We start from the raw sequence: 22,885 nt of genomic DNA, 5'->3' as shown, positions 1-22,885 counted from the left end.
TTTATATAGTATCTTACATAAATTTCAGTATTGAAATAAAATTATAGTTAAATTATAATTTTAAAAACATAAAAAGGAAAAATATGCAAAAAGTATTATTATTAAATGCCTGGTTGGTGGATGGGAGAGCCTTGGATAGTGAAAAAATACATTGACGATGTTTTCACAGCAGGACATGGAGTGTTTTATAAAAACGATGGTAGAAGTCATAATGAACCTACTAAAAATTATGGCACAGGTGGGCTTTTAAAAAATAAAAAATACATGCTTTCGCTAACTTGGAATGCTCCAATGCAAGCTTTTGATGATGAGAATGAATTCTTTAATGGAGTTGGAGTTGATGGAGTGTATTTACACTTTCACAAAGCACATGAGTTTTTAGGAATGAGTGCTTTGCCTACTTTCATAGCAAACGATGTAATCAAAAATCCTCAAGTACAAGAATATTTCACAAATTATAAAGCGCACTTAGAAAAAATTTTTAAAGCTTAGAAATTTGGGATTTGATGCTAGAAATCATTGATTTTTTAGCCTCAAATTCACTTTTTAAATTCAAAATAATCTGTCTTTTAGTCTCAATAAAATCAACAAAACTTTGCATATAATTTTTATAAATTTTTAAAACCACAGGCTTATTTAAAAGCAAATCTTCAAATTCATATACATTAAGCTCGGTTAATACTCTTTGGTGCACTTCACTTGCTTTTGGATGATACAAGCTAAACTCGGTACTATCAAGCTCGTAAAATTCTTTACTCGCATTCATTTTAGTACTAAAAAATCCCAAAGTAAGTTTAGTAGCACTTTCATAATTTGCCAAAGCCTTTAGATTAAGCTTTTCTAAAAATAGATCAAGTTCAAGTTGGCTTTTAAACAATAATTGTTTAAAATCTTTTAAAAAAAGTTCTTCACTAGCACTAGCAAAGCTTCTAAAACTAGCAAATTCTTTTTCACTTTCTAAGGCATTTTCTTTTTGTAAATTTGAAAATTGAGCCTTAAAAAGCAAAATTTGCTCTTCTAAATGAGTAAAAAATAAGGAAAAATCATCTTTAATTTGACTAAATTCTAAAGCGATTTCATTTTTTAATCTTTTAAATTCCTTATTCATTGCTTCAGAGTTATAAAACATAGCCAAAAACGCATCATCACTTGAAAGATATGGTGCTTTATAAGCAACTTTTTCATAAAGATTTTTCTTAAATAAACCCTTAGCTTCTTTATAATAACTACTATCTTTTTCTTTGATAAATTTTAAAATTTCTTGAGCAATTTTTTCTCCAACAAGTTTTAATTTATCTAAACAATTATGATTTAAAATTTTGATTTTTTGCTCTAGTTTGCTTGCTTTGAAAGTTTGCAAAACAGTATTAAATTTAAGCTCTAATTGCTCTAGCGCATTTTGAAACAAATCATATTGATTTGACAAAAGTTCGCATAAATTACTAAGTTTTTCTTTAATAAAATCTTTTTTAATGCACTCATAATCAAGTTCTTTTAAATACTCATAAAGTAAAGGTAAATTTGACTTTTGTAAATCAAATTTTGCTTCTTTGCATGAAATTGCGATGATTTTTTCAAAATACTTATCAAAAACTAAATGTGCATAATTTAAAACATTTTCTAGCTCATCTTGACTTAACTTATCTTTTTGATTAAGTACACAAATTCCGCCACGCTCTAAAAGCTTAGCATTTGCTTTTATAGCATCTTCTTCACTTTTTTTACCTGCATTATCAATCAAACTAAGCCAAAAAGCACTATGCATAAAAGAAAGCTCTTTAAAAGTAGTTAGCGTATCGGTGGTGTTTGCATTTAAACCTGGGGTATCTATAAGTGTGATATCTTTTAAAAGTTCAATAGGCGCAAAAAGGTGCAAACTTTTAGTTTCTTTTAACTCATTTCTTTGATCGCTAAATTTAGAAAGTTCGTCTATATCAACAATCTCATCACTGCCATCTTCATATTCAACTCTTAAAAAATACTCCTTAGCATAGCGTAAAAAAGTAGGCTTAAAAGTCACTGGCACCACGCCTGTTGGCAGGCATTCTTTTTGTAAAATTAAATTTAAAAGCGTAGATTTACCACTGGAAAATTGCCCTATAATGGCCACATTAATGGCTCTTTTATAGCTAGCTATAATCATTTCAAGATCTTTTAAAAAGACATCATTTAAATGCAAACTCGGTTCTAAAAATGCATTTTTGATTGCTAAAATCTTTCCTTCAAAACTATCATCAAAGCTTTTACAATAAGCATTTTCATAAGCTTTTAAAAAATCATTAATCAAATCATTTTGCATTTAAAAGCTCCGTTTTTAAAGTCTTTAAACTTTGTAATTTTGTATTGTTTTTTTCTAAAAACTCTTTGGAATTTTGTTCATTTTGTTCTATTTGTAAAATCAAGTCTTTTAAGTCTTTGATTTGTTCTTCTTGCTCTTTTTCGTATAAATTTAAACTAAATTCTAAATTAGTAAAAAATTCTTGATTATTTTTTAAATCTAGGGCGATTTTTTCTATATTAAATGTTTGTAATTTTTCTAAAATTTGATTTTCTAAAGAGCTTTCTAATTTATAAATATCTTGCGTGGATTCTAAATTTTTTAAAAGTCCTGCTTTTAATGCCATAAAAAGATCATTGGTAAAAATGCTTTCTATTTTTGTTTCAACCTTACTTTTAAAATCATCACAATTTTGCTCTAAAATAGCTTTTAAAAAATCATATTTCACACTTAGTGTGCTTTTAAGCTCATTAATTTTATACTCACTTTGCTGTTTTAGCTCTCTTAAAAGATCAAAAATTCCATCTTTTAAAGTCGTATCAATGATAGTATTTAGTCTTTGAGTGTTGTTTTTGATTTTATTATTTTGATTATATTTTAGCTCATCTATAAGTTTTTCTTTTAATTTCTTAGCTAGTAAATGCAAAAGTGTTAAAATTTCTTGAGTATTTTCATCTTTTGTGTTAAAAATAGCACTTAGTTCTGCTTTTACTTGCGTTAATTTTTCTTTTTTTGCTTTAAAATCATTAACAATAGCTTGATTTTGCTTATCAAGCTCAAAGCTTTCATAATTTAGCATTTTATTAGAAAATTTAATTTTTTCTTCTATTTTTTCTAAATGTAATAATAATTCTTTTTTATAAGCACTTAGAGCAATTTTGTTTTTATCATATAAACTTTTAGCTATAAGTTCTTCTAGTGTTAAAATATTACTTTGTTCTAAATTCCCACCTTTTTTTTGATAAAAATCATTAGCTAATTTTGAAGAAATACACACAAAATCTAAATTATCTAATAATTCTTGGCTAAGCTGCTTTTGTGCTAAATTTTCTTTGAGTTTATTTTTAGTATAGCTAATTACTTCTTGCAAGTCTTTTTGACTAAGCAAGTCAGCCTTAGTAAGCACAATCAAAAGCTTACTTACCCTTGAAGTTAGCAAACATTCTATAATAAAATCACAATCTTTTTGACTAAGACTTTGAGAAGCATTCATAAGGTGGATTAAAAAGTCAGCCTTGCTTATATACGCTTTTGTTAAAAGCTCTCTTTGGATAATAACATCATCAAGTCCTGGAGTATCAACTATACAAACATTATCTTTTAAAAAATCAAGCGATGAAAAAAGCTCTATTTTTTTAATAAGTGCTGAGATTTTGTTTTTTGCGCTAGTGTAATTTTTTAATTCTTCAATTTTTATTTCTACATTTTTATTTTCTTTTTCAAGATATTCATTTAGATTAAAATTTTGCTCTAATTGTTTTATAAGTTCTTGCATGTCTTGATTATCTTTAGAGCTTTTTAAAATATCCTGCCATTCTTCATCACTCCAAAAATATATCTTAGCTTTTTGGTCTTTGCCGTATTTTAAAACACTCAAATTTGCAGTTTCAGGCACATTAGATACACCTAAAAAATCTTTTTTTAAAAGCGCATTTAGCATGCTTGATTTACCTGCATTTACCACACCCGTTACCGCGATAGAAAAATCAATATTACTAAATTTAACCAAAGCTTCTTGTAAAAGTTTTTGAGCTTTTTCATCCTCGCAAAGCTCTTGTAAGTTTTGATTAATGAGATCTAGTGTTTGATGTGAGTTTTTAACTTCTTGCTTGTAATCTTTTTGAATAACTTTTTGCCTAGATACAAAAGCACATATTAAAGTATTATCGGTGATTTTTTGAAGTTTTTCCAAGGCTTTTAAAAGCTCGTTTTTGTCTAAAATTCCCAAATTTAAAGCATTAATAAAACAAACCTGTGCATACTGTATACCATAAAGATCTAAGCGTAAATTTAAACTTTTCATCAAATTTTTAAATTCATTTAAAGCGCTAAATCTTTCATAATTATCAAGATTAGTACTTAAAAGAATTGCTGCTTTTTGAGCATCAATTAAACTTTCATCAAAAAGTGTATTTGTGTCAAGATAAACACTATGATTTTGCCAAATTTGTTTTAGTAAGGTTTTAAGTGCCCCCTTTTCTTGGGGGCTAGGATTATTTGTTTCTTTGAGCGACAAGCTGTCTTCTCATATAAGCAATTTTACTTTGTAAAGGTAGTTCTTTTGGACAATTATCTTCACATGCAAGTAAAGACATACATCCAAATACACCATCATCATCGCCCACTAATTCATAAAAATCCTCTATAGTTCTATGATCATGTGGATCTTGTAAATATCTAGCTGTTCTTAAAAGTCCAGTAGCTGCGATAAAATCAGGTCTCATTAGCTTAGTCGCACAAGAAGCAACACAAATTCCACACTCTATACAACGATCAAGTTCAAAAGTCTCATCAGCAACTTCTGGCTCAATACGCTCTTCAAGTTTAGAAATATCTGTTTCTTTTTCATTATGCACCCAGCTTTCAACGCGTTTGCACATACCATCAAACCACTCACCTGTATTGACACTCAAATCTTTGATATGTCTAAATGCAGGTAAAGGCATAAGCTCTATAACACCATCTGGATAATCTTTTGTCAATGTTTTACAAGCAAGTTTTGGCTTACCATTAATCATCATAGCACAGCTTCCGCAAATCCCTGCTCTACATACAAAGTCAAAACTCAAATCCGCATCCATTTTTTCTCTGATTTGAGTTAAGCACACAAAAATCGTCATAAATGGAGTTTCTTCAAGCTCATAAGTAACAAAATGAGGCTTAGAAATTTTACTTAATGGATTATATTTAAATGCTCTTATTGTTAATTTTCTACTCATAATCAACTCCTATTCTTTGATTTGGTGCTTTAAATTTAGCTTGTAATTCATAAGGCATTAAAGCATGTTGAATTTCATATCTACCTTTGCCTTCTGCTTCCATTTTTTCACGGATCGCATCAACTTCAGCTTGGCGTTTTTCACTTAATGGGTTTTCAATGATATTTCCTTTAGCACCATAACCTCTAAATGCAGGTGGGATTTCCATTTTCATAATGTCAAGATCTTCATACTCAACTCTAGGCATACTTTCACCTTCTACCCAGTAAGTATTTGTTCTTTTCATCCAATTTAAATCATCTCTTTTTGGATAATCTTCTCTATAATGAGCCCCGCGGCTTTCTGTTCTTAAAAGCGCGCCATAAGCAACACATAAAGCAATTTTTAGCATTCTTGGAACCCTGTAAGCTTCTTCAAGCTCTGGATTTGCACATTTTAATTCTTTATCATGCACTTTTAGATCAAGTGATTTATGATATAACTCTTCAAGTTCTTTAACCGCTTCTTCAAGACCTTGACCCGTTCTAAAGATAGCTACTTTTTCCCACATAATGTCTTTCATTCTGTTTTTGATTTCAAATACATCATGCTTTCCTTCTTTGCTAACAAGAGATTTTAAATAATCATACTCTTTAGAAAGGAAAGATTTAACGATGTTTGTATCAATTTCTGAACCATTTTCTTTACAATATTGTGCAAAATAATCCCCTACGATCATACCTGCAACAACAGTTTCTGAACATGAATTTCCACCCAAGCGGTTAAATCCGTGCATGTCCCAACAAGCTGCCTCACCACATGCAAAAAGACCATTTAGCCATTGACTTTCACCGGTTGGTTTTGTTCTAATACCACCCATTGAGTAATGTTGCATAGGTAAAACTGGCGCCCAGCCTTTTGGACCCTCATCAGCAGGATCAATACCATTAAATGTTTTACAAATATCTTGAACATCACGAAGATTTTTTTCAACATGAGCACGACCAAGGATAGAAATATCAAGCCATAAATGATCTCCATAAGGGCTTTTTACCCCTTTTCCTTTTCTAATATGTTCCATCATTCTACGACTTACAACATCCCTACTTGCAAGTTCTTTTTTCTCAGGCTCATAATCAGGCATAAAGCGGTAACCATCAACATCTCTTAAGATACCACCATCACCTCTACAACCTTCAGTTAGTAAGATACCGCTTGGCACGATTGGAGTTGGATGAAATTGCACTGCTTCCATATTTGAAAGTCTACAAAGTCCAGTTTCAAGTGCAATAGCAGCTCCTGTTCCCTCACAAATAACAGCATTTGTAGTTTGTTTATAAATTCTACCATAACCACCTGTTGCAATCATAGTTCCTCTAGCAACATAAGCAATTAATTCTCCATTAGTTAAATCTCTAGCAATAGCTCCTAAACATTTTTTACCATCATGAATTAATCTTACTGCTTCCATTCTATCAATGATTTTAACTTGATGTTTAATCGCTTCATTTGCCACACCATATAACATACAATGCCCTGTTGCATCAGCTATATAACATGTTCTCCATTTTTTAGTACCACCAAAGTCTCTTGCATTTATAAGACCATGCGCTTCTTCTTTTTCTTCGATAGTAGTTTTTTGAGCGTTTATAACAACAGTTCTAGGTCCTTTTGTAACTCTAGTCCAAGGCACACCCCAAGCAGCAAGCTCACGAACCGCTTTTGGAGCAGTTTGCGCAAACATTCTAGCTACTTCTTGATCACAGCCCCAGTCAGATCCTTTTACTGTGTCAGCAAAATGCACATCTTCATTATCACCTTCGCCTTTTACACTATTTCCTAAACTTGCTTGCATACCACCTTGTACAGCAGCTGAGTGAGATCTTTTAACTGGACAAATACTTAATAAAGTTACACTCTGACCACTTTTTGCAACTTCAATAGCAGCTCTTAAACCTGCAAGACCACCACCAATAACTAAAGCATCACTATATTGTATGTTCATATTTAGCTCCATCATAAGTTTTTACTATTTGTGCTACAGAGTTGTTTTGGTAATTATTAAGACCTATTTTTGCAAAAGCAGCTAAGCTTAATACACCTAAAACTAAGAAGAAAATACTAATAAACCATTTTGCTTTTTTAAGTTTTTTACGACTTTCTTTTGCATCTTTACCTTCAAACCAACCCCATTTTACACATAATCTATATAAACCAATACTTCCATGCAACTCAACACAGATTAATAAGGCAATATAAAATAACCACATAAAATGACTTACCACTCTATCGCCTGACATATCAGCACTGATTTTATCTGCATTAGTTATAACAAAAATCAAATGCGCTGAACCTAGGAAAAACATTACAAAACCAGTTGCAGCTTGAACCCACCATAAAGAAGAATCACCATGATTCATATATTTTAAGTGTGTTCTACAAAGTTGATATTGTCTAAAATTGATAGGAAATTTTCTCATTGCAAGACCTGCATGCACAAAGAAAATCACTAAAACACAGGCAGCTAAAAAAGAAGTGATGTAGCTCATCATAGGGCTATCAATGATAAATTTTAGTTCCAAAAAGTGAACTACTGAATCAAAAAAATCATCACTAACCAAAATGGTAGAAACGAAAAACATATGTGCCCACATAAACAAGCCTAAAATCAAGCCTGTTGCACTTTGAATATAGTCAAGTTTTGCTGGCATTTTGCTTTTTTTGCCATCAACACTCTTGCCTAAAAAACCTTCAATGAGTTGGCTCATATTTACTCCTTTAAAAAGTTGATAATTTATAATATCGGAGCAATTATAGAACTTTTATTCTTAAAAAAAATAAAAATTTATAAATTTTTTTTAATATTTCTTAAATAAAAAGATAAAATTAGTCCTAATAAAAACATTATAATACTTAAAATTTGGCCCATACTCATACCAAAAGCAACAAAGCCTATACCAAAGTCAGGCTCTCTATAAAACTCACAAACAAAACGCGCTAAAGCATAAAAAATTGTATAATAAGCAATAAGCTCTCCATTGTATTTTTTATATTTTTTTATCAATAATAAAATGATAAAAACTATAAAACCTTCTAAAAATGCTTCATAAAGTTGCGAAGGATGACGCAATATCCCATCTACATAAATACCCCAAGGTACATCCGTAGCTCTACCAAATAGCTCTTGATTTAAAAAATTTCCAATACGCCCAAAAATATAACCACATGGCACACTAATAGCAACCAAATCTAAATATTTCCATAAATTTTGTTTATTTTTTTTACAAAAAGCATAAGTTGCTATTAAAAATCCTATAACAGCACCATGATAACTCATACCTCTAATTCCTACAAATTCTCCATTATAAAAAGGATTAAAAATTTGCCAAGGATGCGTAAGATACCATAAAGTATTTGCATCATAAATTAAAATATAACCCAATCTTGCACCTAAAATTACACCAATTTCAACCCATATAAAATAACTATCAAGCATAGCTTTTGAAATTCCCATATTGTCTTTAATAGCATAGTATTTTGCAACCATTAAAGCAACAAGTAAGGCTAATACATACATAATACCATACCAATGCACTTTTAAACCAAAAATTTCAAAAGCCACTACATCAAAATTTGCATAAATATTTTGCCAAAATTCCATAAAAAAGCCTTTATAATAAAACACATAATATAACAAAAAATTGTATAATTATAAAAATAACAAGGAGAGAAAATGAAAAAAATATTATTATTTTTTAGCATAATTTTATTTTTAAGTGCTTGCACTGGTAATCAAAAAACTTATTATATTTCTATGCCAAGTTTTAAAAGTTCTTTTGAAGAACATAACAATACAAAAGAAAATAGCCCAAAAGTTAAAATCAATGAAATAGAAATTATTAAAAATACTTTTTATAGTTCTTATTTTGAACAATCTACCCTAAATCAAAGAATCAATAAAAGCCTAGAATTACTAAAAAAACAGCTATTTAAAGATAGTAAAGCACTATTAGAAAGTAAAGGATATACTATAGATAATGAAAATCCTGATTATGCTTTTAATATTACCATCAGTGCTAACTTATATGAGGATAAAGTTACAAGAAATTCAAGTCTTGGAGGCGATAGTGTAGAATCTTCTTTTATGATTATTTTAGAAGCTCAAAGTCATTTAAATAATTTGCATCAAGAAGATACTTTCCAAAGCACAACGAGTTCAGCAAAATTAAATGATCCTATTATTTTAAACTATCCTATAAAAGGTCAAGCAAGTATAGAAAGTTTTAGACAAGTTTATAGTGCTGTCCCAACCCAAGTAAATGAAAGTCTTACAGCTAGTGCTTTGGAAATTGATAAAGTTTTTATTGCTTTTTACAAAGAAATCACTTCTAGTTTAAAAACCAATATAAAAGAAATCAAGGAAGAATCAAAAGCACAAGAAAATTTAGAAGCTCAAGATATAAAACAAGATAGTAGAAAGGAAGAAAAAATCTCTCCTTATCAAAATAATGAAGTAATTATTTTTGAATAGCTAAAGCATGAAACACTTTGATTCTAAATTTAAGATCAATGTGTTTTTCTTCTGATTTAAATTCAACAGGCGTACTTATTTCTATTAAATTTTTATATCTTTGTAAATCATTTAAAAAAGAATAAAAAGCTTGTGGATTTTTCATCTTTACGCTAACTCCAAATTGATATTTTAAATATTCTTGTCTTTTTTTAATAGGAATAAGATTTATTTTAACATCATCAAAATAATTTTTCATAAAATCCATTAATTCTTTTTGAGAAAATTCCGCATTGATTTGAGCTAAATTTTGCGCGTTTGTACTTTGAAAATCTCTAATAACCTTTTCCAAAGCTTGTAATTCATTTAATGCTTTGGTGTTTTGAATTTGTTGAGCGGCTAATCTAGAATGTTCGATTTTATAATCCTTCAAAAAAGGTACAATTAAGAATAAAATCAATATTGCACAAAGTGCAACAAATGAAAAAGAATAAATCAATATCTTTAATATATCAGCTTCTTCTAAGCTCTTATCTTTTTTGTTCATACATTTCCTCTGGTATAGTAATATTTACACTAACAAAGCGATACCACCCATTTTCTAATTGATAATAGCTTGTTTGAGAATTTGAAAAAATACTTCTTAATGGAGCTTCTAACAACAAAGCAAACATTTCTTTAGTAGGTGTAATACCTCTTAAAATAAGCGACCTATCTTCCATTAAAACCTCATCTAAAGATATATTTTTAGGCACTAAAGTAAAAAGGTTTTGAATACTTTTTAATAAAACTTTATTTTTACCATTCTCTCGTTCTTGTTCTAAATCCCCTAAAATCATTTCTGCTTTATTATTTTGTCTTACTAATTCTTGATATTTAAGTTTATTGGAATTAATTTGAGCTATGATTTGAGCCAATTCTTTTTTCTTATCATCAAGTTGCACAGATGCATAGTAGCTTTTAAAAACAACAACAATAAACACCACAAAAATCAAAGACACACTAATACTAGTAAAATAAATCCAAATTCTAGTAAAAAGATTAAAAACTGGTTTTATCTTCGGCTTTATTAAACTATATCTCATAGCTTCAAATCCTTAACTACAAGCTCATTCATCAAATTTAAAGTATCTATAAGCTCTACTTTTGGCTTTATAAAAAGCTCATTTTCTAAATAATCTAGCGAGGTTGCGCTAAAACTTTCCTCATCAAAAATCACAATTTCTTCCAAAAAGCTATTATCATACAAAGGATTTTGATAAAATTCTTTTACACTTGAAATGATGTATTCTATCATTTTCATATCTGAGCTAAAATTTTCTAAAGACTCGATAGGAAGCTCTTCTTTTTCTTCATCTAATTCCTCAAGTTTATCAAGCTCTTGACTCATTTCTTCTAAACTTTTTAAGTCATAATTTTGCTCATTTTCTTCTTCTTGATTTTCATCATCAATTTGTAAATCAAATTCTTCTTTAATATCATCAAAAAAATCATCTTCATCATAATTTTGACTAGCTATATTAAAATAACTTCCAAATAGTATAATCTCATTTTTACAAATTAACATCGCAACAAAATCATGATATCTATACACATAAAGGCCTATTTTTTCTTCAAAACCTCTATTTGCTATACAATGATAAAGCAAAGAAAAAGGTGAGTAAAGCAAATCTAAACCACCAAAAGCTTCATAATCTTCTTTGTAAGAACTCAAAGATTGATTGGAAACATACAACAAAGCATTATTAAAAGGAATACATTTAACATTATTTGCTTCTACTCCAAAATTAGAAAGCTCTTTAAAATTTGAACTTGGCACTACACCTTGAGCAATAGGTGTAAAAAAAGTACAAATATAATAAATTTGAAAGTCTTTACTTAAATTTTTAACATATTCTATTGCTTTTTCTTTATCTTCAAAACTTTTTTCAAAAGTATCAACTGGTTGAGATTTTTTCCAAGTATGACATCTTATAATGTATTGTTTTTCATCATAACAAATACAAATTAAAAGCTGTAAAATATACTTTCTAAAAAAAGATAACATGGTGTTTATCCTTTATCTATTTGACTTATCATATCAAATTTTTCTTTTATCAATACTTTAGCTTCTTCTAAATTCAAATTTTGTATTTTGATTTCTTCACTTAATCTATAAGTAATCTTAGAAAAAGGCTTAGGTAAAATCATTTTATCCCAACTTTTAAATTCCCAAAAAGAACTTGCTTCATAATTTAGCAAAAAAAGTGGAGCATTTTTTTTAAAAGCTATCATCACAGAACCATCTGAAACACTATGATAAGGTCCTCTTGGCCCATCTGGAGTGATAATCACATCATCACCTTGATCTAAAATTTTAAAAGATTGTTTCAATAAAGCCAAAGCACCTTTGCTTGTGCTACCTCTTAAAGTATCCAAACCAAAAAAAGCAATATTTCTAGCAATGATTTCTCCATCTTTATGGTGTGAAATCATCACATAAGCTTTTTTTCCTTTAATACCCATTTTACGATAAGCAAAAGGCATTAGAGCAAGACGCCCATGCCAAAAAAGTATCACACATGATCTTTTTGGAAGCTTTTGCCCTAAATAAACCTTTCTACAAGTTAAAAAAATCAGCCATTGTAATAAAAAAATTCCAAAAGCTAAAAGATTAATCTTAAAGGATTTCGCCATTTAACACCATACGCCTAGGATTGGTGATTTTTACTTTTTTCATTTGTCCTAATAGCTCTTCACTGCCTTTAACTTGAATCAAAAAATTATTATCACTTCTACCTGCTACAAAACCTTCACTTCTTAATTCTTCAAATAAAACTTCAAATTCTTTATCTTTTTGTTTTACAACAATTTCATCTAAAATTTCTGTATGTCTTGCTTGTAAAACACTCAAGCGTTTTGAAGCTATATCATCAGGAATTTGATTTGGCATAGTTGCAGCTTTAGTTAATGGTCTTTTAGAGTATTTAAAAGAAAACATTTGCTCAAATCGCACTTTTTCAAGCACATCCATAGTATCTTCAAAATCTTTATCACTCTCACCTGGAAAAGCTACAATCACATCAGTAGAAATACTCACATTTTTACACATAGAACGAAGTTTCAATGCTCTATCTAAATACCACTCTTTAGTATAACCGCGTTTCATAGCCTTTAAAATTTCACTTGAACCACTTTGCAAAGGCATATGCATAGACTTGCAAACTTTAGGATTTTTAGAAAAAACCTCTAAAAATCTATCATCCATATGCAATGGATGTGGGCTTGTAAAGCGGATACGCTCTAAACCTTCGATTTCGCTTAACTTTTCCAAAAGATCTGAAAAATTAATCTTTTCATGAGCATTAGAAAATCTTTTGCCGTAATTGTTAACATTTTGTCCTAGTAAAAAAATCTCTTTAGCACCCTTAGAAACAGCTTTTAATGCTTCATTTTTAATAATCTCAAAAGGTATAGAAATCTCATCTCCTCTTGTGTGAGGCACTATACAATAAGTACAATGCTTATCACAACCTATGGAGATATTAATATAGGTCTTATAAAGGCTATTTCTAAAATCTGCAAAAGCATAATTACTCTCATCAAAATCTATATCATTACCTAAAAATTTTGGAGTATTTACAGCCTTTGTGATTTTAGAAACATTTCTAGCGCCCAAAACAAAATCCACATTAGGAGCACGCTTGAAAATCTCATCTCCCAAATGTGAAGCAGTGCAACCACAAACTCCTATTTTAGCGCCATTTTTTTTGATTTTTTCAAAACTTCCAACTTCTGAAAAAAGCTTATGTACAGGCTTTTCACGCACCGAGCAAGTATTGATTAAAATCAAATCTGCTTCTTTTGCATCTTGAGTTAATTCATAATTTTCTTTTTCTTTAAGTTCAGCTATCATGTGCTCTGAATCACGCACATTCATAGCACAACCTAAAGTTTGTATAAAAAGTTTTTTACTCAAAGAATATGTACCTCATACATAAAATCTGCATCATCTAAACCATATTTGATTGTTCTATGATAAACACATTTTCCTTTTTTTTCAAAATGCTCTACTAAAGCGATTAATTGCTTATGTGCATTGTCTTTATCAAAATAGAAAAATTTTTGACCTTCTTTATCCACAGCCTTTTCAATACTTTCTAAACTTATACTTTTTGGCTTTTCATCAACAGAGGTTCTTGCTATTTTTAAGTCCATATCATCATCCTCAAGTTTTTTTAATCTGAAATTATAGCAAATTTTACTTTTAATTAAACTTATTAAAGATATAATTTTATTCTTCAAACTTTTAAAATCCAAAATTAAGGTTGTATTGTCATTATGGAAAAAATCACAGATATAATTGAATCCATTGCTAATGAGAAAAATTTACAAATAGAAGATGTAAGAGAAAGAGTTAAAAAAGCACTTATTAATACTGCTAAGAAAATTTATGGCGATAAATATGAATTTTTTGTTGATTCGGGTAAAAATTTGCAACTTTATCAAAAAATCATCATAGTAGCTGATAATGATGAAAGATTAGAAAATGAAAATGAGCATTTTATCGCTTTAAGTAAAGCAAGGTCTGAAGCTAAAGATGTAGAAATTGGCGATGAGCTAACTTATGAATGTTCTTTGGAAAATTTAGGCCGTACTGCTGTAAATATCTTACATAAAGAATTAGAATATAACATTCAAAAACTCTTAGAAGAAAAAATCTATGAAAAATACCAAAAAATGGTAGGACATATGGTTTTTGGTAGCGTAGTAAGAGTAGATAGTGAAGAAAATACCTATGTAGAAATTGATGAGTTTCGTGCATATTTACCTAGAAAAAATCGTATCAAAGGTGAAAAATTTAAAGTAGGCGATGTAATTAAAGCTGTTATTAGACATGTATATATTGATAAATCGGGTATGAGAATGGAGCTTAGTAGAACTAGCCCTAAATTTTTAGAAGCTTTATTAAAAGCTGAAGTTCCTGAAATCAAAGATGGCCTTATAAATATTTATGCAAGTGCAAGAATTCCAGGCGAGAGAGCAAAAATCATCTTGCAAGCTAATAGCCCGAGTGTTGATGCAGTAGGAGCAACTGTGGGTATAAAAGGAGTTAGAATCAATGCTGTAAGCAAAGAATTAAAAAATGAAAATATTGACTGCATTGAGTATTCTAACGAAATGGCAATTTTAATCACTAGAAGCTTAGCTCCAGCCATTATAAACTCAGTTAGCATTGAAGATAAAAAAGCTATTGTAACGCTAAATAGCGAGCAAAAAAGCAAAGCCATAGGAAAAAGTGGTATCAATATACGCCTAGCTAGCATGCTTCTTGGATATGAGATAGAACTTAATGAAGTAAATAATGAAGATAAAACTAATAACCAAGAAGAAGCGTTTAAAAACCTTAAAGCTTTATTTGGAGAAAATTAAAGCTGCTTACCGACAGTTTGTTCGGTAAGCTTTCTTTCTAAAACTAAATCCACTATAGGTTGCTCTCTTTTATTTGCCTTTTGGCAGTGATTTTTATCAAAAAAATCTGTGATTTTAATAACTATTTTAGCCCATCTTTTATCACGCTCTCTCCAAGCATGAGACGATAAAGACTCCCAAGCATAACCATTAAACAAAGTAGCATTGACAAAATGATCAAGCGCTCTCACACCTTGTCTAACCCTAGCAGGATTACCAAAAGTACCCACTATAACAATAAAAAGATAACTAATCACCGCTAAAGGAACGATAGCGCAAAGTAGTATAGTTCCTGCTAATTTTTCTTTCATTTTTGCCTTTTTATAAATCTTATATTCATACCATTTGCTGATCTTATAGTTAGTCTTCCTACTATATCGGGTATAAAATTTTCTTCTAATTCTAACTTATAAGTCCTTAAAATATTAGCTAAAATCAAAACAGCCTCTTGCATAGCAAAACCCTGCCCTATACACACACGCTCTCCCATGCCAAAAGGCATATAAGTATCTTTTTTAATCTTGCTTTTATCTTCATGGCGACTTGGATCAAACTCATGTGGATTTTCCCAAAAACTATCATGTCTATGAATAAGCCATGGAGCTACCACTACACCCGAACCTTTTTTAATAAGCTTATCTCTCATTTTGTTATCATTTCTTGCTTCTCTAGCAAAAAAGCCAACTGGTGGATAAAGTCTTAAACTTTCTTTAAACACATTTGTAAGATATTTCATTGCTCTAATATGTTCTATTTTAAACTCTTCATCACCCGCAACTTGCATGATTTCTTCATAAACTTTTTGTTGCTCATTTGGAGAAATACTTAAAATATATAGCGTCCAAGTTAGCGAGCTTGCAGTGGTTTCATGGCCTGCTAAGAAAAGCATGGCAACTTGGTCTAAAATTTCATTAAAAGAAAATCTCTCATTAGTATCTGCATCTACCACCATAAGCAATGATGATAAAATATCTTCATATTTTCCTTGATCATTTAGGGCATTATCATATCTTGGCTTTATAATATCTGATAAAACCTTGCGTATAACTCCACCTGCTTTAAGTCTTTTTTTCTCGCCCAAAAGATTTGAAAGCCAAGTTGGAAAGCGAAACATTCTTCGCATAGCTGTTTTAACTGTTTCTTCTTGCACAGTTACAAAAGCATCCAAAACAAGTTTACCTTTTTGCTCATCAAGTTTTGATGACATAATAGTTCTAAAAATCACATCTGCAGTCACAAAAGTCATAGCTTCATCTACTTCTATAATCGCTTTATCTTCATACCTTGCAAATCTTGCCATCATATCAGAAGCTGCTTCACTCATCAAATTAAAAACCTTAGAAATCCTTGTCATTTCAAAAGAAGGTCTTAAAAGTTCTCTTTGCTTTTCCCATACTCTATCATTAGTTGTAAAAATACTTATACCTAAAAGTGGTTCTAAAAGTTCATGTAAAAGTTGGCTTTTTGGATATTCTCTAACCTCATCTACCATAATGCGTCTAACTTCTTTTGGATCATTTACTACATATAAATCAAATCCGGGCATTTTTACTCTACCCATCATCATTTTATAGCTTCGCTCATAAAGTCCATCAAGCCAAGATCTTCTTTTTAGTAAAAAAGTAGTTAATGTAGAAGCTTTATTTTTATAAGGCTTTGGATGAAAAGGACACTGACCCATGATTTCCTCCTATTTGATTTTTTCTTCTAATTTATTTTTACCTATAATAAATTCAAAAAAGTTATATACTCCTTGAATTTGTGTGGCAAATAAATATAAAAAATGTGCTTTATATTTGTCTTTTTTGATTTTTTTATAATCTTTGTTTTTATATAAGGTATGAAATTTAGCCGAAAGGTATTTTGGACTAAATTGTGCTTTCGCTCCGCTTGTGCGTATAAAATCAACTTGTGCAAAACAAGCCCCATCAATAATAGAAGTAAAATCATACCATATTAAATTCTTACTTCCCAAATACTCTAAGTCTTTTCTAAACTCAAAAGATCTTTTTTGATAGCTTACCAAAGGTATACACTCACCCAAAGTTAAAACTTTTAAATTTTCAAAAGAAATATTTTCTTTTTCACATTTTCTAAGTACTTTTGCTAAAACATTTATACAAAGCACCGTTCCTACGCTATGTGCGCTTAAGATGAGCTCATAGTTTTTATCATTTGCATTTTCTTTTAGTTTTTCAAAAATAACTCTAGCAAAATCATCCATTCTTAACTCAAGTTCACCTTGAGAATTTTTCTCCCAGTTTGCACAAAAAGAACAAATTCTAGCTATCCAAAAAACAGCTAATTTCTTGCCTAATTTATAAAGCATTTTTGGTAAAAACACTAACGATAAAACAAAAGCTAAAATTCCTAAAATAATATGAAAATTTTGCAAATAAAATAAACTTCCAAAAGCACAAAATAAAGTAAAAATCAAACTCAAAAGCACATAAAAAAATGGATAATAACCTGTGATAAGTTGATGTGGGGATTCTTTACCAAATTTTAAAAAAAGCCCTGTGATGGTATAAATTCTAAAAAAACTATAACAATCACTCAGAGCATCTTTTATACCCTCTGACCAGTTTTTTTTGACTATATCATTCCAGCTTAAAAAGGTGTAAGAAGTACTTGTATGTGGGGTTTGAATTTGCCAAAAAGGATAAATATTAACTTGAGCTTTTGATAAAGTATAATCATAATTTAAAAGTATATTCTGCTCAGCTAAATTTTTTTTAAACACAGCATAATAATGCCTATATCCTCTAGGATCATAACCAGCTATATAAAAAACATCTCTTTTTTGGCATATTTTTTTCATCAACATCCTAAGTAAATTTAATACTGAATTTAAAAATATAGCTAAAGTTGTTATCTTTGTCAAATACCTATTTAAAGATAAAATGAGGGGTTTTTACTCTGAAATTATTCATTAAAAAATATTTTATAAAATAAATAAAAATTAAAAAAATCAAGAAAGAACTTATGGATGTAATCTTACTAGGTGGTAGTAATAGTGTAGTTAAAAATGGTCTTAGGATAGGTCTTGAAAATAAAGACATTACATTACATAATTACGCTTTAGGGCTTAGTACTTCTTTGCAAAATCTTTATGAGTTAATACGCCATGAAAATACTATAAATAAAAGTAATTTTCTCATCAGTGAATCAAATATCAATGATTATTTAAGCCCTATGAGTTTAAATATTATACTTAGAAATATTGATTATTTTTATGAAGAACTTTACAAAGCAAACAAAATTACTATAGTGCTTATACTCCCCATACCAGCTTGTAATGATAAATCAAAAGCTATCAATGAAGCTCATAGGAAAAATTGTGCTCATTATGGTTTTAATCTAATCGATGTAGATCTTTACTACCAAAAAAATAATCTTTATGATTTTGATCAAAACTATAAATTCCACCCTATGCCACTAGCTATGCAAGAGCTTGGTAAAAACATCATTAAAAATTTACACAGCTTTAAAAAATCTAAAGAAAATATCATTTGCTCAAAAAGAAAATTTCATATCTTTACGCCCTCAAATTCAACTAAAATAGAGCATAAAAACTCATTTTTTTGCGAAAAAACTACAAAGATTAAAGCTAATGAAAAAATCATTTTTCCAAAAGAGTTCAAAAATTATCAAATCTTAGGCATACACACTTGGAATCACGCCAGTTCATTAACCCATGCTATATCATCTATAAGCATTGAAAACTCATCTTTTAAATTAGTAAAAAATTTTGGACTTATCAATACTTTTCAAGATATACAAAATGAAAAAGCAATTTGTGATGAGCAAACCTTTTTGTATGTTAATACACAAATTATCAAGCAAAGTGAGGAAAGTTCGGGCTTAAGCATAGCAAATGAAAAAACACCAAGACTTGATTATGTGGACTTAATAGGAATTTTACTTTTAGAAAAAGATGATGATAAAAAAATTGAATGTAAAATTCAACTTACAAATGCTTATGAGCTTTTGATACCACCTATAGCATTTTACAAAGAATTAGCACTAGAATACCATGAACTAAAAAAACTTGATATGCAAACATTTTTACAAAGTCAAAATCATAATCTTTTGCGTTTTTTAAATCATAAAGGCTTAAAAAATGAATATGAGATGTTTATCCACCAAAACAATAAACTTTATGGAGCTAGCTTAAGGATAAAAGAAAGACTAAGCTATAAGCTTGGGGAAGCTATCATGAAAAATAGTAAAAGTTATCTAGGATATTTTAAAATACCTTTTGAATTGAAAAAAGTCAAAAAAGATCATTTTAAAAATCAAAAAGATCAAAAAAATCTACCACCACTAAAAGCTTATGCGGATTATAAACATGCTCAAATAGCCAAAACACACTTGCCTTATCTTTTAGGTAATGCACTTTTGCAAGCTTCAAGAACTCCTTTTAAAATAGGCTATTTAAGTTTACCTTTTAAACTAAAAAAAATTGCAAAAAACTATAAAAAGAAAATTTAATCTAAACTAGTATTTTTGAAAAAATTTCCATTGACTTGGGTTTTATATATCACATAATTTCTAAATTTAGCGTGTAAAACAGCATCAGGCTTATATGCCCTGCATTCTTTCCAAAAAGTATGCAAGCTTTTTTGATAAGTCAAACCTTCTATATCATAAAAGGCTTTTCCCATAACCTTTAAAGGACTATTATGATATAAAGCAGAAAGTCCTACTGTGCTATTTATCACTATAGTACCTCTTGTGTTAATTAAGAGCGTAGGTAAGTGTAAGTCATGTACATATAAAATTCTACCCTCGACATTGTATTTTAAGCTCAAATCTTCTATAAGTTTAGTATAGTCTCTATAGCCACGATCCATAGGATGGTGCTTAAAAACTAGATATGACTTTGCTTTGGCATGATTAGCAAAAGAGATAATCACCTCTTCTATAAATTTTTCTGTAGTTTTTTTATAATGATGGGAGAGTTGGGTATCATTATGCACTTGTAAAATAGCTAAAAAATACTTTTGCTTTAAAGAAAAAATTTTTTCATTTAAACTTTTTTCTGTGATTTTGTATTTATTTTTTCTATATACTGAACAAAGCCAAGGTAAAAAGTCAAATAGTTTTAAACTTCTATGATGTAAAGAATTATTAAAATACCAAGAAAATAAAAAAGCAAAAAGCCAGTATAAAAATGAAGCAAAGGCCATATTTCTAAAAGTGCTTGAGAAAGTTTTAAATTTAAAATCTTTATCAAATTTTTTCTGACTTAGATAAAATTCTTTTTCTCTTGGTAAAGTGGAGTTTGCATTCACTCCATCTTTTTCAAAAGTAATGAAGTTTGGTCTTATATAACCTTCTTCAAAAATCCATACTTCAATACCCATTTGCTTAGCAACATTAATGGCTATCTCATGCACTTTTCTACAATCATTATACATCAAGATAACTTGAATTTGTTTTTCTTCAAAAAGCTTTTTATAAAAGTCTTCAAGATCAGCTAAACTTTTAGTGTAATTAATGCTTTTAAAAAGATAAAAGAAAAAATCTCCACCATTAAAATTTACTTTATAAACCTTAGCTTTTGGAATTTTTGTAGCAATTTTACGAAAAAAACCTCCCACAGGTCCTTGGAGTAATAAAACATTTTTACCAGAAAATTTTTTTAATTTCTTACTTAAATTCATCTAATCAAAATAAATTCTACTAATCTTCTTATTTTTCTTAATATATAAATTCTTATATCCATAAACCAACGCAAATAAAATTTAGAAAAATAATCTTTTTGCATTTTTAACATTATATCTAATGCAAGCTCAACTTCACATAAATTTTTATTTTTTGGATGGATGTATCTTGGATAAAGGATCAAAACCCCCGCAACTAACTCTTCTAAACTAAGCATTCTTGTGCGTCTTGGAATTTCATGTAAATCGCTTGTCAAACCCCAACCTGCATAAAAAGGCTTACCATACACCACTACTTTTTTGCCACGCAAAAGAGCGTCAAAACCACTTGTAGAGGTTATAGTATGCACTTCATCACAAGCATTTATAGCACTATCTATGCTGATATTTTCTATAATCTCATCACAATATTTTAAAATAATGCTTTTATCTTTTAAACCATTACGGTTACCACTTAATACATCAGGGTGAGGTTTAAAAACTATAAAGGCGTTTTCATTGGCCTTTCTTACACTTTGTAAAAGTTTTAAAGTATCATAACCAGCCCCACCTAAAATCATAGAAGCATCATCTTCTACTTGAGCAGGGATTAAGATGATTTTTTTGTTGGTATTAAAATTTAGCTTTTCATGTTTTAAGCCATTATATTTTGAAAATTTATTTTGTGTAATGGTAGTGATGAGTTTTTTAGCTCTTTGTTTTAAGCTTTCATCAAATTCATGATTTTGCAAAATATCTTCCAAATCGCTTGATTTGCTTGGATCAACATACAAACCTTTACTATCTATTATCAAAGAAAAAGGGCGTGTAAGATCTGAACCTAAAAAAACAGAGCGTAAAAAGCCATCTTCTACTAAGAAAATTTCATTATTAAAATCTTTAGCCAATAAAGTTTTATCATACTTTTTACCCCAAATGAAAATTTTATCTTCAGGATTTAAATTCGCTTTATAAAGTTCATCTAGTGAGTTTAAAAAAATGATTTTATTATTTTTAGCTTTGAAAAAGGGTTTTATATATTCTCTTTTCCATTTAGAAAAACCTAAAAAATACAAAGTATTTGAATTAGCTTGTTCTATCTTTTTATACTTTGCTAAAGTATACATGGTATCAAAAATATCGCTTTTTTGATTTAAATACGGATTAAAATACTCACTATATAAAATATAAGCAGTATAAAAAACCTCTTCTAAACTTCTTTTTTTAAGCCTTCTTTTACACACTTGCTTATCTTGAGTTAAACCCCAACCTGCATAAAATGGCACGCCATAACACACACATTCACATCCCAACATCAAAGCTTCAAAACCCATGCCAGAAGTTTTGGTATAAACTTTTTTAAAACAACTTAGTAATTCTATGGGATTATAATTTTCTTTTATAACTACACATTTACTTGACAAATCTTGCACATCAAAATCACTTTGTTTTTTACCACTTAATACATCAGGATGAATTTTAATATATATTTTAGCATTTGGATTTTCTTTAATAGCTTCATTTATAATATCGTGAGTTAAAAAATTCTCAGCCAAGCCAAATTTAAGAGAAGCATCATTTGCTACTTGAGTGATGATTAGTACACGTTCTTCGTTAATATTAAAAAGCTCTTTTGGCACGCAAAGATTATTATTATACTTGCTAAGCTTTTCTTTTTTTATAAGCTCTATGGCCTTTTTTGCTTGCTCTAACTCTTTAGAGTCAAATTCATAAGTATTTAAAATATTTTCAAGTTTAGATGGAGTCGTGGCATCATAATAAATTCCCACATCATCTTTGACATTAGAAAAACTTGGACTATTTTCCATACCTAAATTTAGTGAGCGTAAAAAGCCATCTTCTAAAAGCAAAAATCTTGCATTATATTTTTTAGCTAGTTCTACAGCTTTTAAACCTGACTTTTTTCTACCCCAACCTATAAAAACATCTTCTTTTGTGATGTTTTTATGGGCATGATACAGAGTTATTTTGTAAAAATTTTTGACATTTTCTTTTAGTTTTTTTGATATAGTGTAAAATTTCATAACAACTGTTTTACAATCATATTAACTTTTTCATT

The 22,885-nt window shown here is 29.3% G+C and carries 20 protein-coding genes and 1 pseudogene; 4 read left to right on the top strand and 17 right to left on the bottom strand.

All coding sequences use genetic code 11. The annotated features are described in order from the left end of the window. Positions 1–105: 105 nt before the first annotated feature. Positions 106–492 (top strand): annotated as a pseudogene (locus tag L8Y18_RS04460) (NAD(P)H-dependent oxidoreductase); the annotation flags it as partial. Here the strand turns inward: L8Y18_RS04460 and L8Y18_RS04455 are convergent. The 6 genes from L8Y18_RS04455 to lgt form a co-directional block, all read right to left on the bottom strand. Further along, positions 482–2,299, bottom strand: coding sequence for a dynamin family protein (locus L8Y18_RS04455; RefSeq protein ID WP_263676356.1), 1,818 nt, complete (start codon positions 2,297–2,299; stop codon positions 482–484). The pseudogene L8Y18_RS04460 and the gene L8Y18_RS04455 overlap by 11 nt on opposite strands. After that, a complete protein-coding gene (locus tag L8Y18_RS04450) occupies positions 2,289–4,514 on the bottom strand; it encodes a dynamin family protein (RefSeq protein WP_263676355.1) in 2,226 nt (741 codons plus the stop codon). The genes L8Y18_RS04455 and L8Y18_RS04450 overlap by 11 nt, the downstream gene beginning before the upstream one ends. After that, complete coding sequence (locus tag L8Y18_RS04445; RefSeq protein WP_012661078.1) at positions 4,492–5,217, bottom strand: fumarate reductase iron-sulfur subunit; 726 nt, start codon at positions 5,215–5,217, stop codon at positions 4,492–4,494. Before L8Y18_RS04445 ends, L8Y18_RS04450 begins: the two co-directional genes overlap by 23 nt. After that, entirely contained in the window at positions 5,210–7,201 is a 1,992-nt protein-coding gene (locus L8Y18_RS04440) for a fumarate reductase flavoprotein subunit (RefSeq protein WP_220566271.1), read from the bottom strand. The genes L8Y18_RS04445 and L8Y18_RS04440 overlap by 8 nt, the downstream gene beginning before the upstream one ends. Then, complete coding sequence (locus L8Y18_RS04435; protein ID WP_070255907.1) at positions 7,185–7,964, bottom strand: fumarate reductase cytochrome b subunit; 780 nt, start codon at positions 7,962–7,964, stop codon at positions 7,185–7,187. Before L8Y18_RS04435 ends, L8Y18_RS04440 begins: the two co-directional genes overlap by 17 nt. A 77-nt stretch (positions 7,965–8,041) precedes the next feature. Beyond that, positions 8,042–8,857: a prolipoprotein diacylglyceryl transferase gene (lgt, locus tag L8Y18_RS04430; RefSeq protein ID WP_263664654.1), complete on the bottom strand. Its 816-nt coding sequence runs from the start codon at positions 8,855–8,857 to the stop codon at positions 8,042–8,044. A gap of 72 nt (positions 8,858–8,929) precedes the next feature. On the opposite strand from lgt, the gene L8Y18_RS04425 reads away from it, so the two are divergent. Beyond that, complete coding sequence (locus tag L8Y18_RS04425) at positions 8,930–9,727, top strand: membrane lipoprotein lipid attachment site-containing protein (protein WP_263676354.1); 798 nt, start codon at positions 8,930–8,932, stop codon at positions 9,725–9,727. Here L8Y18_RS04425 and L8Y18_RS04420 read toward each other — a convergent pair. From L8Y18_RS04420 to L8Y18_RS04395, 6 genes are read right to left on the bottom strand one after another with little or no spacing between them, the layout of a single operon-like run. After that, the gene (locus L8Y18_RS04420; RefSeq protein WP_070255897.1) at positions 9,714–10,253 is read right to left on the bottom strand and encodes a hypothetical protein; all 540 of its coding nucleotides are present in this window, start codon (positions 10,251–10,253) and stop codon (positions 9,714–9,716) included. The genes L8Y18_RS04425 and L8Y18_RS04420 overlap by 14 nt on opposite strands. Further along, on the bottom strand, positions 10,237–10,791 hold the full coding sequence (locus L8Y18_RS04415; RefSeq protein ID WP_220566268.1) for a hypothetical protein: 555 nt from the start codon (positions 10,789–10,791) through the stop codon (positions 10,237–10,239). The genes L8Y18_RS04420 and L8Y18_RS04415 overlap by 17 nt, the downstream gene beginning before the upstream one ends. Then, positions 10,788–11,753 (bottom strand): hypothetical protein, encoded by a 966-nt coding sequence (locus L8Y18_RS04410; RefSeq protein WP_263676353.1) that lies wholly within the window; start codon positions 11,751–11,753, stop codon positions 10,788–10,790. The genes L8Y18_RS04415 and L8Y18_RS04410 overlap by 4 nt, the downstream gene beginning before the upstream one ends. A 5-nt stretch (positions 11,754–11,758) precedes the next feature. After that, the gene (locus L8Y18_RS04405) at positions 11,759–12,382 is read right to left on the bottom strand and encodes a lysophospholipid acyltransferase family protein (RefSeq protein WP_263676352.1); all 624 of its coding nucleotides are present in this window, start codon (positions 12,380–12,382) and stop codon (positions 11,759–11,761) included. Further along, a complete protein-coding gene (gene miaB / locus L8Y18_RS04400; RefSeq protein ID WP_263676351.1) occupies positions 12,366–13,664 on the bottom strand; it encodes a tRNA (N6-isopentenyl adenosine(37)-C2)-methylthiotransferase MiaB in 1,299 nt (432 codons plus the stop codon). The genes L8Y18_RS04405 and miaB overlap by 17 nt, the downstream gene beginning before the upstream one ends. Next, positions 13,661–13,903, bottom strand: coding sequence for an HP0268 family nuclease (locus L8Y18_RS04395; protein ID WP_070255886.1), 243 nt, complete (start codon positions 13,901–13,903; stop codon positions 13,661–13,663). The genes miaB and L8Y18_RS04395 overlap by 4 nt, the downstream gene beginning before the upstream one ends. Before the next feature lie 123 nt (positions 13,904–14,026). On the opposite strand from L8Y18_RS04395, the gene nusA reads away from it, so the two are divergent. Continuing rightward, the gene (gene nusA / locus L8Y18_RS04390) at positions 14,027–15,118 is read left to right on the top strand and encodes a transcription termination factor NusA (RefSeq protein ID WP_263676350.1); all 1,092 of its coding nucleotides are present in this window, start codon (positions 14,027–14,029) and stop codon (positions 15,116–15,118) included. Here the strand turns inward: nusA and L8Y18_RS04385 are convergent. Genes L8Y18_RS04385 through L8Y18_RS04375 form a run of 3 tightly spaced genes read right to left on the bottom strand, consistent with a single transcriptional unit; the run spans position 15,115 to position 17,978 of the window. Further along, the gene (locus tag L8Y18_RS04385) at positions 15,115–15,468 is read right to left on the bottom strand and encodes a membrane protein (protein WP_039627957.1); all 354 of its coding nucleotides are present in this window, start codon (positions 15,466–15,468) and stop codon (positions 15,115–15,117) included. The genes nusA and L8Y18_RS04385 overlap by 4 nt on opposite strands. Beyond that, the gene (locus L8Y18_RS04380; protein WP_263676349.1) at positions 15,465–16,838 is read right to left on the bottom strand and encodes a cytochrome P450; all 1,374 of its coding nucleotides are present in this window, start codon (positions 16,836–16,838) and stop codon (positions 15,465–15,467) included. Before L8Y18_RS04380 ends, L8Y18_RS04385 begins: the two co-directional genes overlap by 4 nt. A 9-nt stretch (positions 16,839–16,847) precedes the next feature. Continuing rightward, positions 16,848–17,978: a DUF829 domain-containing protein gene (locus L8Y18_RS04375; protein WP_263676348.1), complete on the bottom strand. Its 1,131-nt coding sequence runs from the start codon at positions 17,976–17,978 to the stop codon at positions 16,848–16,850. 164 nt (positions 17,979–18,142) lie between these two features. Here L8Y18_RS04375 and L8Y18_RS04370 point away from each other — a divergent pair, with 164 nt between their 5' ends. Next, on the top strand, positions 18,143–19,651 hold the full coding sequence (locus tag L8Y18_RS04370; protein ID WP_263676347.1) for an SGNH/GDSL hydrolase family protein: 1,509 nt from the start codon (positions 18,143–18,145) through the stop codon (positions 19,649–19,651). On the opposite strand, the gene L8Y18_RS04365 is transcribed toward L8Y18_RS04370, so the two are convergent. Both L8Y18_RS04365 and L8Y18_RS04360 read right to left on the bottom strand, forming a co-directional pair. Next, a complete protein-coding gene (locus L8Y18_RS04365) occupies positions 19,648–20,826 on the bottom strand; it encodes a capsule biosynthesis protein (RefSeq protein WP_263676346.1) in 1,179 nt (392 codons plus the stop codon). The genes L8Y18_RS04370 and L8Y18_RS04365 overlap by 4 nt on opposite strands. Beyond that, the gene (locus L8Y18_RS04360) at positions 20,823–22,850 is read right to left on the bottom strand and encodes a capsular polysaccharide biosynthesis protein (protein ID WP_263676345.1); all 2,028 of its coding nucleotides are present in this window, start codon (positions 22,848–22,850) and stop codon (positions 20,823–20,825) included. The genes L8Y18_RS04365 and L8Y18_RS04360 overlap by 4 nt, the downstream gene beginning before the upstream one ends. Positions 22,851–22,885 lie beyond the last annotated feature (35 nt).

The organism is Campylobacter sp. CNRCH_2007_0968H (genome assembly GCF_025773245.1).
Classification (GTDB): Bacteria; Campylobacterota; Campylobacteria; order Campylobacterales; family Campylobacteraceae; genus Campylobacter_D; species Campylobacter_D lari_D.
Note: the sequence above shows the minus strand (reverse complement) of the source record. Positions and strands in the feature narration are given on the sequence as shown.

Bases quoted from the DNA above. Each gene is read 5' to 3' on its own strand.
- L8Y18_RS04445 (WP_012661078.1), bottom strand. From the start codon at position 5,217: ATGAGTAGAAAATTAACAATAAGAGCATTTAAATATAATCCATTAAGT.
- L8Y18_RS04375 (WP_263676348.1), bottom strand. From the start codon at position 17,978: ATGAAAAAAATATGCCAAAAAAGAGATGTTTTTTATATAGCTGGTTAT.
- L8Y18_RS04440 (WP_220566271.1), bottom strand. From the start codon at position 7,201: ATGAACATACAATATAGTGATGCTTTAGTTATTGGTGGTGGTCTTGCA.
- L8Y18_RS04370 (WP_263676347.1), top strand. From the start codon at position 18,143: ATGGATGTAATCTTACTAGGTGGTAGTAATAGTGTAGTTAAAAATGGT.
- lgt (WP_263664654.1), bottom strand. From the start codon at position 8,857: ATGGAATTTTGGCAAAATATTTATGCAAATTTTGATGTAGTGGCTTTT.
- L8Y18_RS04405 (WP_263676352.1), bottom strand. From the start codon at position 12,382: ATGGCGAAATCCTTTAAGATTAATCTTTTAGCTTTTGGAATTTTTTTA.
- L8Y18_RS04365 (WP_263676346.1), bottom strand. From the start codon at position 20,826: ATGAATTTAAGTAAGAAATTAAAAAAATTTTCTGGTAAAAATGTTTTA.
- nusA (WP_263676350.1), top strand. From the start codon at position 14,027: ATGGAAAAAATCACAGATATAATTGAATCCATTGCTAATGAGAAAAAT.
- L8Y18_RS04415 (WP_220566268.1), bottom strand. From the start codon at position 10,791: ATGAGATATAGTTTAATAAAGCCGAAGATAAAACCAGTTTTTAATCTT.
- L8Y18_RS04455 (WP_263676356.1), bottom strand. From the start codon at position 2,299: ATGCAAAATGATTTGATTAATGATTTTTTAAAAGCTTATGAAAATGCT.
- L8Y18_RS04420 (WP_070255897.1), bottom strand. From the start codon at position 10,253: ATGAACAAAAAAGATAAGAGCTTAGAAGAAGCTGATATATTAAAGATA.
- L8Y18_RS04425 (WP_263676354.1), top strand. From the start codon at position 8,930: ATGAAAAAAATATTATTATTTTTTAGCATAATTTTATTTTTAAGTGCT.
- L8Y18_RS04360 (WP_263676345.1), bottom strand. From the start codon at position 22,850: ATGAAATTTTACACTATATCAAAAAAACTAAAAGAAAATGTCAAAAAT.
- L8Y18_RS04380 (WP_263676349.1), bottom strand. From the start codon at position 16,838: ATGGGTCAGTGTCCTTTTCATCCAAAGCCTTATAAAAATAAAGCTTCT.
- L8Y18_RS04410 (WP_263676353.1), bottom strand. From the start codon at position 11,753: ATGTTATCTTTTTTTAGAAAGTATATTTTACAGCTTTTAATTTGTATT.
- L8Y18_RS04395 (WP_070255886.1), bottom strand. From the start codon at position 13,903: ATGGACTTAAAAATAGCAAGAACCTCTGTTGATGAAAAGCCAAAAAGT.
- L8Y18_RS04385 (WP_039627957.1), bottom strand. From the start codon at position 15,468: ATGAAAGAAAAATTAGCAGGAACTATACTACTTTGCGCTATCGTTCCT.
- L8Y18_RS04435 (WP_070255907.1), bottom strand. From the start codon at position 7,964: ATGAGCCAACTCATTGAAGGTTTTTTAGGCAAGAGTGTTGATGGCAAA.